Origin of the sequence: Kurthia populi, from assembly GCF_042686175.1 — a bacterium.
Classification (GTDB): domain Bacteria; phylum Bacillota; class Bacilli; order Bacillales_A; family Planococcaceae; genus Kurthia; species Kurthia populi.
On the sequence record NZ_JBHUOR010000023.1, the window covers coordinates 17,770 to 29,050 of the forward strand.

An 11,281-nucleotide genomic window follows, 5' to 3' on the forward strand; every position below is an offset into this window, starting at 1 on the left:
TTTACGAATGGCAAACGAATTTCGAGTTTGCGATGAATGTCAGGCCGTTAATTTAAAAACGTTGATTCCAAAATTAAAGGAAATCGATCCGGATGCAGAGATTGACATCAAATGCCAATCATATTGTGGACCGGGACTTCGTAAAACATTTACGATCGTTAATAACCGTCCATGCGCGGCACATACAGAAGAAGAATTAATGCCGAAAATCATCAAAAAATTAAAATCACAGAAAAAGCTTCCAGAAGGTTTTGTCGATAAATGGACGCCAGTAGAAGCAGAAGAAAAATAAGTATTTTAGCAGGTTGCGCAGTCGACCTGCTCTATTTTTTTCTCTAAAAGACAAAGGACAAAAGCCATCTTGTTTCGAAAATAGAGATGGTCGTACAATGGAATAAGGGGGTAATGCGTGTGAGTTATGCAACGAAAAAGTTAGCAGAAGAAAAGGTATTTAAAGATCCCGTCCATCGCTATGTGCATGTGCGAGATCAGGTGATTTGGGATTTAGTCGCAACGCGTGAATTCCAGCGCCTACGCCGAATTAAACAGCTCGGTACAACCTATTTAGTATTCCACGGTGCGGAACATAGCCGCTTCAGCCATTCATTAGGGGTGTATGAAATTACGCGTCGTGTCGTCGATGATGTATTTGTCGATTATCCAGAGTGGGATAATTCAGAGCGTCTTGTGGCGTTATGTGCGGCACTTTTACATGATCTCGGTCACGGGCCGTTTTCACACGCGTTTGAACATGTTTTTAATTTGGATCACGAGGCGTATACACGTGCCATTATTTTAGGGGATACAGAAGTCAATGAAGTGCTTCGTCGTGTCGCAGAGGATTTTCCGCAGAAAGTGTCAGATGTTATTGAAAAAACATATGAGAATCAACAGGTGGTCAGTCTAATTTCAAGTCAAATTGATGCAGACCGCATGGATTACTTACAGCGAGATGCATATTTTACTGGTGTAAGTTATGGTCATTTTGATATGGAGCGCATTTTGCGTGTTATGCGTCCGCGCGAGGACCAAATCGTCATTAAATCGAGTGGTATGCATGCCGTAGAGGACTATATTATGAGCCGCTATCAAATGTACTGGCAAGTTTATTTCCACCCGGTATCACGCAGCGCAGAGGTGATTTTGCGTAAGACATTAGAGCGTGCGCAGGAGTTATATCATGAGGGCTACACATTTAAAGTAGAACCAACGCCATTTAAATCATTTTTTGATGGCAATATTGAGCTTCAACAATATATTGAGCTAGATGAAACTATCATTATGACGTACTTCCATTTTTGGACGCATGAAGAAGATGCGATTTTAAGTGATTTAAGTAGTCGATTTTTAAATCGTCGTCTATTCAAATATATTGAGTATGACCCAGGTGCAGATTTTAAAAAGGTTTTAGAGTTAGAGGAATTATATAAAAAGGCCGGTCTGAATGCGAATTATTATTTAGTGCATGATTCGACATCAGACCTACCGTATGATTTTTACCGTCCAGGTGAAGAAGAGGGGCGCTTGCCGATTCATTTACTGCGCTCGAATGGTGAATTATCTGAGCTATCTCGTAGTTCAGAGGTGGTTGAGTCGATTTCAGGGAAACGACGCTTTGACCATAAAATTTATTTTCCAGAAGACGTATTATTAGAAAATGGCAAAAAGCGTATGCTACGTAAACAAATATTAGAAGTATTAAATCGATAGTTTGAAAGGGGAGCGACTTGTGTTAGAAGAACATGCCAATGTCGTACGTGTTGTATCATTAGCCGGTGAAGTAACAGGTCGAAAGAAGTTACAAAAAATCGTCTATATCGCGAAAAAATTGAATTATCCATTCCATGAAAAATATCATTTTCATATGTATGGACCTTATTCCGAAGAATTAACGATGCGTGTAGAAGAATTATGCACAATGGGCTTTTTAACAGAACGCAAGGAAGATAGAGGCTCTTATCAACAGTATCGTTATGAAGTAACGGATAAAGGAACGACATTTACAGAGAGCTTTTGTAAGGAAGCGGGCGGGTTGCCGCAAATCATTGAAGAGCTGAATACACAAAGTGCGCGCTTCTTAGAATTAGTATCGTCTCTGCTTTATTTCGACGAGCTTTCACGGGAGCAGCAAATAGTAAAAGTACGTACCGTAAAAGCAAAATTAAACTTTACAGATGAAGAGTTCGAGCATGCTTTTACGTTTATGACGAAACTAAATCAGTTTAAAAATAATTAAAACGGTGTATAATAACACTATCCTATAAACGAAAGGAATGAGGGTGGCCGATGAAGTAGTCTTATTTTTTAACGAACGAAGTGAACAAAACTTTGCGTAAAAAATAGGATTAGTCTGCCCAAATTCAATTTATACAGAGAAACGTCATCAGCATGGCTTTCTTATACAACCGCTAGAGTGGCGGAGTATGCCTGAATTTCAGGAAACACTCTCTGACTAATCCTTCCAAAATTTTTTGGAGGGATTTTTATATAGTGAAAAGTCCCTCTTTAGGAGGACAACCCCATGACAGAATTATGTCGTATACATCAACTTTCATATAAAGAAATTTTAACGAATAATACTGTATCGATAAAGGCAGGTGCGCGCATTGGCATCGTTGGCGCAAACGGTGCAGGGAAATCAACATTATTGAAGCTTTTAGCAGGGAAAATACAGCCGACAGAGGGGCATATAGAATGGTTCAAAAAAGCGTCGACCTTTTTAGTAGAGCAGGAGCAGGAAACGTTTGAGCGAGAGGTGGCGAAAAATGTACAGCAAGTTTGGCAGGTGCCAGCACGTAGTTATGAGCAGCTAAGTGGTGGGGAAAAGCTGAAGTTACGTTTAGCAGAGGCCTTTGCAAAGAAGCCACAGCTTTTATTACTCGATGAACCAACCAATCATCTTGATGCAGCTAGCTTAGCACTACTCACAAAGCAGCTAAAGCGCTACCGCGGCACAGTCATTGTCGTATCACATAATCGTGCTTTTTTAAATGATGTTGTAAATGAAATTTGGCATATCAAGGAGCAACAGGTAACGCGTTATAAGGGCAATTATGCGGCGTATCGTGAGCAGTACGAGGCAAAGCTTCTACGTCAGCAAAAAGAATATGACAAGCAGCAACAAGAGGTGGCGCGCATTGAACATCAAATGGCGAAAATCACCTCATGGAGTGAGCAAGCGCATGCCGATTCAACGAAGCATGAATTTGCGAAGGAATTTTATCGTGTGAAGGCCAAGCGTATGGATGCACAAGTGAAATCGAAGCAAAAGCGCCTCGAAAAAGAGCTTGATAAGCATCAGATTGAACAACCTAAAAAGAAGTACGCGGTGCAATTTGAATTTCAGCAAAGTGATCCAACAGGAAAGCATTTGCTAGAGCTGAAGCATGTATCGAAAAAATTTGGTGAGCAGGTCATTTTTAATGATGTGAATGCGACGATTGGCTACGGTGAGCGTATTGCACTCGTTGGCGCAAATGGTGCGGGCAAGACGACACTACTACGTATGCTGTTGAATCAAGAAAGCTATGACGGTGAAATTTGGCGTTCGCCGGCTGCAGACATTGGCTATTTAACACAGCAGGTTTTTGATTTGCCAGACGATCAAACACCGAGTGAACTATTTGAGCGCCCCACATTTGAAGAGCGTGGGCTTGTACAGACACTGATGATTCACCTCGGTTTTACGAGTGCGCAGTGGGAGGAGCCGATTGCACGAATGAGTATGGGGGAACGTGTGAAATGTAAGCTGATGGCCCTTATTTTAGCGAAGAAAAATGTGCTTATTTTAGATGAGCCGACGAATCATCTAGATTTGGAATCACGTGAGCAGCTTGAACAGGTGTTGGGCGACTATAATGGTACGATTATCGTCGTATCGCATGATGCCTACTTTGTTGAAAAAACGACGACAACACGTTTCTTTATTGAAAATCATCAATTAATTACACCAGCACAGGACGTAGAGACAGCAGATGATAAAGAGCGTATGCAACTCGAAAATCGTCTACAAGATGTGCTCGGTCAGCTAAGCTTTTTGACGGCAAAGGACGCGCAGTATGAGGAGCTTGATGAGGAGTTTCACCGATTGACGGTGCAATTACGACAATTAAAGTCATAGCAAAAAAGGAATCGTTTAAAGGAACTGACCCACGAAAGTGAGACAAAGAAAAAGACAATATTTTTCAACTGAATTTGACGGACGCTTTCCCGGGGCATGGCGGAAGCCTCCTCGCTCGCAAGCTCACTGCGGGGTCTTCCACTCATGCTAAGGGCTAGGGCTTCCCTAGGAGTCGCCGTCAAATTCTTGTCCCATCCTTTTTTTCGGTACGTACTTTTTTGTGCTATAGGCACCTTTTGGTTTCATTTGAACGGCGATAAGCGATGACGTAATGAAAAAAATAATCATAAAAAAAGCAGAAATCGCATTTTACTGCGATTTCTGCTTTTTTTATGATTATTCAAACTATTTATCAGACGCGCGTACGCCACCGTTTGCATAATGCTCTTTTTTCATTTCTTCAATGATGATGGTGATGTTTTCCTTTGGTGCGTTAACTGTGCGAGAAATTGCATCCGTAACTTCTGTTACAAGCGCACGTTTTTGGTCATCATTACGACCTTCAATCATTTTAATCGTTACTACAGGCATTTGTGACACTCCTCGTTTATAATGATATAGTGAATCTTAGTTAATCATATCAGAACGGAGGATTTTTGGAATGGCTGAAAAGAAAAAAATGGAATTTAATATTATAAAAAATGCACCTACAGATGGGCATAAAGGATACGGGATTGGTTCGTTATCATTAGAAAATGTATCACCTGTTATTATTGATGTAGAAGAGGGCACTGCTGCTGTTGACATCGGTGCGATGCATGCGCGTAGCGTTGTTGAAAAAGGCATTAAATTTACAACCAATCGTGAAGACTCAGAGGGTGGTAAAAACTACTGGCTTGTCTGGGTAACGATTGAACAAAAACCAGAGGGCGGCTACTATGCGGGGGTGACAGCTTGTGAAATGGTCGTCAATCGCGAAAAACGTCGTGGCTATAAAATTTTAGCAGACCACGTGAATCGCATGGACAAATCAATGAAACGTAAAATTATGGTCGACAATATGGACGAGAAGTCAAAACACGTTTTGGCTGATTTCTTAAGAGGCTTTGATGAGGCAATGTGGAATCGTAGCGATGAACAATTACGTAATGAGCTCGCATAAGTGACCAAAATATGAAGTTCTTCCCCCAAGGTTGAAACTAACCTGAAAAGGAAGTACACTAAAATATAAAGTCTAACACTAGACTTTGGACAGCAGTCTTGTATACTTTGTGTTTATGCAGGTATTTGAAACCCTAAACCCAAGCCAGATGCCTTGTCTTAAACATAAAACAAGCAGAAAAAGCTTTCAATGCGCCTAACGGACAATGGCGATATTGGAAGCTTTTTTAATGTTCTTTTTTTAGTTGATTGGCATGAAGAATGGAATTTAATTGTTTTGAATTACTTTGAGATTGGCGAATATCGTCTGCTAATCTGACGAGTGATTCACTTGTGATTGCATTGTCTGGGTAGTTGACGATACTAAACGATGCAGTTACATGTACTTCTTCGAAATTAGATAAAATAAATGCACGCTCGCGTAAGAGCATACGTAGCTCAGATGCATAATTTAATGCAATAGCGGGCGCTGCATCATAACAAATTAAATAAAATTCCTCGCCGCTTACGCGTGTTAAAAGGCTATTATGTTCTTGTGCGTAATCATCTAAAATTTTTGCGAGTTGCTTTAAAATTTCATCCCCGTATAAATGACCATAATGATGATTAACTGCGCGGAAACGATCAATATCAATTAAAACAAGTGCAAATGCCAGACGGTTGTTTGTCAGGCGATTTAATTCTTCGCGGAAAATGCGATTATTTGGGACACCTGTTAAATAATCTGTATCAGCCAGTTTTTCAACAGCGCGTGTATAAGCGAATTGTTTTTTGAAAATGTATAACACGCCATAGGTTGCATAAAAGGCAAAGGCACTCATGAATGTTAATGTCCAAAGTGATGGATCATCCCAAGTGACGGGTGTCACAATAAGAATGAAAAATAAAAATTCTAGCACGCATGGCCAAATATAGGCATGTACATTTTTAGAGGTAATCGGAATTTTCATCGCAATAAGTGACATGACGCTACCGACAACTATCGTATTAAGACCAAAAATCATCGTATTCATTGAAAAGTCAGCGGAAATCATGCGGAAGAGCCCCGCAATTACAGCCGTAATAAACCCTGCCTGTGGACCACCGATAATAATCGCCAATAACAAGACGGCAGAGCGTGTATCACCAATCACTTCGCTGGATAAATGTAAGGAAGTTCTCATTACTAAAATTGCGATGATTCCTGCGCCACATCCAACGAGAATAGGATAATAAGGCTGATATTCTTTTTTAAAGCCGCCAAAGAATTCATATAAAAAATAAGCTAATACGATAAACGTAAATAAAATTGAAAAGTTTATAATAAGGCTCAGTATCATTTGATTTCTCCTAGCTAATAGTGGTTCTATTATACACTAAATTATTTAGAGTCGTTTAGGCGCAGTGAAATTTCTCTACATCCTTGAAAAAAACTTATATCTTAGCCTATAATAATAAGGTTATATTAACAAAGAGCGGAGGAGCTTTTTTGAGTAATAATGCGATGCCGATTCAACTAAAATTTAAGACGACCATTAAACATGAAGGTGAACTACCTGAAATCATGGAAATTTTTGTGGACGCTTCTTATATGTTGAAAGACGGTAAAAAAGTGTACATTCAATATGAAGAACTATTAAATGATAAAAAGATGCGTACAACGTTACGTTTTGATGAATCCGATGGTATTATTATGCGTAACGGAGACATAAAAATGCGCTTACCGTTTCTGAAAGGGCTTGACCAACGAGGCCATTATGAAGCGGATTTTGGGACAATGCCAATCATTGTACGCACGCATCATATCGATAATAAACCACTTACAGAACAAGCAGCAGAAGGTACACTTTTGGTACACTACGAACTAATCGTAGGCGGAAATTCAGTCGGTGATTATACATTAGAATATAGCTATACGGAGGGAAAATAATGAACGCAGTAGAACAAGTCCAACAGTCAGTTAAAGACGCTTTATTAAAAGCTATTACAAAAGCTGAGCTTGTAGAAGACCCAAGTGCTTTAAATATCCACTTAGAAACACCACGTAGTAAAGAAAACGGTGACTACGCAACAAACATCGCGATGCAAATGACGAAATTAGCGAAAAAACCACCTCGTGATATCGCACAGGCTATTTTAGATAATTTAGAAACAGCTGGCACAAATATCGAAAAAATCGATATCGCGGGTCCTGGTTTCATGAACATCACATTAGCAAAAGACTACTTAACAAAAGTTGTCACAACTGTTTTAGACCAACAAGCAGCATACGGTCACTCTGAGGCAGGTGAACACCAAAAAGTACAAGTAGAATTCGTTTCTGCGAACCCAACTGGTGATCTTCACTTAGGTCATGCGCGTGGTGCGTCAATCGGGGATTCATTATGTAATATTTTAGATGCAGCAGGCTATGATGTATCTCGTGAATACTACATCAATGATGCGGGTAACCAAATTACGAAATTAGCAAAATCATTAGAAGCTCGTTACCGTCAAGCATTAGGTCAAGAAGCAGATATGCCAGAAGACGGCTACCACGGTAAAGATATCGTCATGATTGCGGAAACATTATCAAATGAATTTGGCGAAGACATCTTAAATAAATCAGACGAAGAACGCTTTGAATTCTTCCGTACACATGGTTTAAACCATGAATTTGGTAAACTTCAAAAAGACTTAAAAGACTTCCGCGTTGATTTCGACGTATGGTTCTCTGAAACTTCTTTATACAAAGATGGTAAAGTTGAAAAAGCCATCCAAACATTAAAAGATAATGGTCACGTATACGAAGAAGACGGCGCTGTATGGTTCCGCTCTACAACATTCGGTGATGATAAAGACCGTGTATTACGTAAAACAGACGGTTCATTCACTTACTTAACACCAGATATCGCATACCACGAAGATAAATTACAACGTGGCTTCGATAAAATCATCAACATCTGGGGTGCTGACCACCACGGTTACATTCCTCGTATGAAAGCTGCAATTCAAGCGTTAGGCTATGACCGCGACATGCTGGAAGTAGAAGTTATCCAAATGGTTAACTTATTACGTGACGGCGAAAAAGTGAAAATGTCTAAACGTACAGGTAACGCAGTAACATTACGTGAATTAGTAGAAGAAGTAGGTCTAGACGCAGTACGCTACAACTTCGCAATGCGCGCCGGTGATACACACTTAGATTTCGATTTAGATTTAGCTGTGAAGCAATCAAACGAAAACCCTGTATACTACGCACAATATGCACATGCACGTATTTGCTCAATCCTACGTCAAGCAGAAGAAAAAGGTTTCGCACCTTCAACAGATGCGCTTGAAACATTATCTACAGAAAAAGACATCGATGTACTGAAAAAAGTTGGGGATTTCCCACAAGTGGTAGCAGATGCTGCACGCGCTCGCGCACCGCACCGTATCACAAACTACGTACAAGAATTAGCTGCTACATTCCACAGCTTCTACAATGCTGAAAAAGTATTAGATGTTGACAATAAAGAACGCTCTGCAGCACGTCTTGCAATGATCACAGCAGTAGCACAAACAATTAAAAATGCGCTTAAATTAGTAGGCGTAGCTGCTCCTGAAAAAATGTAATTTAGCTAAATAAAAAGAGGCTTTGACATATGTGTAAAGCCGCTCCTATGAGCATAAAAAAACCGGAATCGCGCTGTGACGCGGTTCCGGTTTTTCGTTTCGAACGTTAAAAAAAGAAAATGACGTGTTTTGTCTTAGTCACTTTTTTATTATGTCTGTAGCAGAAGACGCTCACCTCAAGGAGCGAAGTGAGTAGGTGGGCGATGCATGCTATGCTTTTGGCGAACAGCGCGTTTCAAGAGATGCTCGTTAAAATACTCGTTAATAGGGCTTGCTATTGATTGAAAAAGGGTATGGAAAGACTAGAACTGTTTTGCTCTAAAAACGCCTGTCGGATTTCTACTGACGGTACTTCAATCGAAACGATTAAAAAATAGCTTCAATCTCAAAGCAAAAAATAATTAACGGAAGAGGTGAACGTATTGTCACAAAATAAAGCCTACAAATTTAGGTTATATCCAAATAAGGACCAACAAGCACGCATCCATCAAACGCACGGTCATTGTCGTTTTGTCTATAACCATTTTCTTGAACTTTGGAACACTTCCTATAAAGAAGAAGGCAAAAGCTTAAATCGTAGCTTGATGTCTAAAGTCCTCACGAAGATGAAGAAACAAGATGAAACAGCTTGGCTGAGAAACGTAGACAGTGTGGCATTACAAGCCTCTTATGAATATTTAATCGATGCCTTCAATCGATTTTTTAAGAAACAGAATAAATACCCTCGTTTCAAAAGCAAAAAAAATCCCGTACAAAGCTATACAACCAAAAATACAAATAACAATATCGCGATTGTCGGTAACCACATCAAACTACCGAAACTTGGGCTTGTGAAGTTTGCGAAGTCTTGTGAGATAGAAGGACGTATCATGCGCGCAACGATCAAATATCATGCAAGTGGCCATTTTTACGTATCGATTGCATGTGAAGTACCGGACGTTCAGCCGTTACCGAAAACCAATCAATCTGTCGGGATTGATTTAGGTATCACCGATTTTGCGATGCTGTCTGATGGACGTAAAGTGGATAACCAACGCTTTACGGTGAAGATGGAGAAGCAGCTAAAGCGGGAACAACGCAAGTTATCACGTCGCTACGAACAAGCAAAAAAAGAGAACCGCGTTTTACGTGACTGTATGAACTACCAAAAGCAACGTCGTAAAGTCGCGCGCTTGCGTGAACGTGTTGCGTTTCAGCGGGAAGATTTTTTAAATAAGTTATCAACGGAACTCATTCGCCAGTACGACATCATCTGCCTAGAAGACTTACACACCAAAGGCATGTTGAAAAATCATAAACTAGCAAAAGCCATTAATGACGTTTCTTGGTTTTCGTTTGTGCAAAAACTGATGTATAAAGCGAAGTGGTATGGCCGAGAAATCGTAAAGATTTCACGCTTCTATCCATCGAGCCAACTTTGCCATGTCTGTGGGCATCGAGATGGCAAGAAGTCCCTCGACATTCGCGAGTGGGTTTGCCCATCTTGCGGTGAAACGCTAGACCGAGACCTTAACGCAAGTCGGAACATTTTAGCCGAAGGACTCACGCTGTTAACCCAACAACCGTAGGGACTACGGGGCTCGCCTACTCAAGAAGTGAAGCCACTGTTCGAGCTGTCGGAACAAGCAAGCACTGTTCGTAGGAATCCCCCACTTCAAGCGCATTCGTAAAAACGGCTAAGTGGGGGTAGTTCAATTTAAAAATAAATTGGTTGCATCATGTGTACGTAAAATAGGCTCCGAATACTTCGTATAATTCGATGTTAAAAAGTAATAGTAGAGCATATCAACGACATACAACTGCGCGATAAGTGACGCTGTCGCGGCTGTGCGGATTTTACCGCTAACCTCTAATGCACTGTGTAAAAGTGTCACCGTGGCTTGTTTTGCAAGCTCGGAGTCTTGATTGCCGGTCACCGCAATGACAGGAATTTGTAGGCTCTTCGCAATGTTTTCTAGCTGCTCGATTTGCGTTTTTTCACCAGAATTTGAAATAAGCACAAGTACTTTATTTTCTGGGTTAGCAGAAAGCAGTGTTGTAATCAGATGAATGTCTGAATGGGTAATGACATTTTTTCCGAATTATTTAAAAAAAGAAAACCCTAACATGGATGGAATCACTTTCGTTTATTTACAAATAATGTAATCTAAAAGTAATAAAATTTCATTTTTTGTTTAAAATATTTTTTAAAAAGAAATTAAATTACATTTTAAAATAAAGTAAGCACGAAATCAGTGCGTAATTACATAAAAATGACACACTATTCCGAATATGCTTTCTTAACTCCTTGAAGTTTTGTATAATAGGGGCAATTAAACACACAGACATAGTAGGGGAAATGAGTGAAAATCTCATGCGGTCCCGCCACTGTAATGAAGTAATTCGAAGCCAGATTACCTACTATTTTCTTGAATGTGCTACGAGGATAGTCAACTTTTAGGGGGCTTCTGTATGTACAGGGGCCTTTTTATGTTCTCGGGAAAT

General features: G+C 40.1%; 10 protein-coding genes, 1 pseudogene and 1 riboswitch. Of the genes and pseudogenes, 8 read left to right on the forward strand and 3 right to left on the reverse strand.

Annotated features, from left to right (window positions below; all coding sequences use genetic code 11):
* Positions 1–7: 7 nt before the first annotated feature.
* The 4 genes and pseudogenes from ACFSY7_RS04055 to abc-f all read left to right on the forward strand — a co-directional run.
* Positions 8–226: pseudogene (locus ACFSY7_RS04055) on the forward strand (DUF1450 domain-containing protein); the annotation flags it as partial.
* Between the two features lie 185 nt (positions 227–411).
* Positions 412–1,710, forward strand: coding sequence for an HD domain-containing protein (locus ACFSY7_RS04060; RefSeq protein WP_126990963.1), 1,299 nt, complete (start codon positions 412–414; stop codon positions 1,708–1,710).
* A gap of 19 nt (positions 1,711–1,729) precedes the next feature.
* Entirely contained in the window at positions 1,730–2,236 is a 507-nt protein-coding gene (locus ACFSY7_RS04065) for a YwgA family protein (protein ID WP_380146948.1), read from the forward strand.
* Positions 2,237–2,521: 285 nt separating this feature from the next.
* Positions 2,522–4,120, forward strand: coding sequence for a ribosomal protection-like ABC-F family protein (abc-f, locus tag ACFSY7_RS04070; RefSeq protein WP_380146950.1), 1,599 nt, complete (start codon positions 2,522–2,524; stop codon positions 4,118–4,120).
* 345 nt (positions 4,121–4,465) lie between these two features.
* Here the strand turns inward: abc-f and ACFSY7_RS04075 are convergent, their stop codons facing one another.
* Positions 4,466–4,651 (reverse strand): 2-hydroxymuconate tautomerase, encoded by a 186-nt coding sequence (locus tag ACFSY7_RS04075; protein ID WP_126990960.1) that lies wholly within the window; start codon positions 4,649–4,651, stop codon positions 4,466–4,468.
* Positions 4,652–4,721: 70 nt separating this feature from the next.
* Here ACFSY7_RS04075 and ACFSY7_RS04080 point away from each other — a divergent pair, with 70 nt between their 5' ends.
* Positions 4,722–5,222 (forward strand): YwhD family protein, encoded by a 501-nt coding sequence (locus ACFSY7_RS04080; RefSeq protein ID WP_020189054.1) that lies wholly within the window; start codon positions 4,722–4,724, stop codon positions 5,220–5,222.
* Between the two features lie 226 nt (positions 5,223–5,448).
* Here ACFSY7_RS04080 and ACFSY7_RS04085 read toward each other — a convergent pair whose 3' ends face one another.
* On the reverse strand, positions 5,449–6,540 hold the full coding sequence (locus ACFSY7_RS04085) for a GGDEF domain-containing protein (RefSeq protein WP_380146951.1): 1,092 nt from the start codon (positions 6,538–6,540) through the stop codon (positions 5,449–5,451).
* A 149-nt stretch (positions 6,541–6,689) separates the two neighbouring features.
* Here ACFSY7_RS04085 and ACFSY7_RS04090 point away from each other — a divergent pair, with 149 nt between their 5' ends.
* The 3 genes from ACFSY7_RS04090 (at position 6,690) to tnpB (ending at position 10,365) form a co-directional block, all read left to right on the forward strand.
* A complete protein-coding gene (locus ACFSY7_RS04090; RefSeq protein WP_020189056.1) occupies positions 6,690–7,130 on the forward strand; it encodes a DUF1934 domain-containing protein in 441 nt (146 codons plus the stop codon).
* On the forward strand, positions 7,130–8,797 hold the full coding sequence (gene argS / locus ACFSY7_RS04095; protein ID WP_380146952.1) for an arginine--tRNA ligase: 1,668 nt from the start codon (positions 7,130–7,132) through the stop codon (positions 8,795–8,797). The genes ACFSY7_RS04090 and argS overlap by 1 nt, the downstream gene beginning before the upstream one ends.
* A 422-nt stretch (positions 8,798–9,219) precedes the next feature.
* Entirely contained in the window at positions 9,220–10,365 is a 1,146-nt protein-coding gene (tnpB, locus tag ACFSY7_RS04100; RefSeq protein ID WP_126990957.1) for an IS200/IS605 family element RNA-guided endonuclease TnpB, read from the forward strand.
* 123 nt (positions 10,366–10,488) lie between these two features.
* On the opposite strand, the gene ACFSY7_RS04105 is transcribed toward tnpB, so the two are convergent.
* Positions 10,489–10,863 (reverse strand): SIS domain-containing protein, encoded by a 375-nt coding sequence (locus tag ACFSY7_RS04105; protein ID WP_126990956.1) that lies wholly within the window; start codon positions 10,861–10,863, stop codon positions 10,489–10,491.
* Positions 10,864–11,107: 244 nt separating this feature from the next.
* Positions 11,108–11,239, forward strand: a riboswitch (adenosylcobalamin (AdoCbl) riboswitch).
* Positions 11,240–11,281 lie beyond the last annotated feature (42 nt).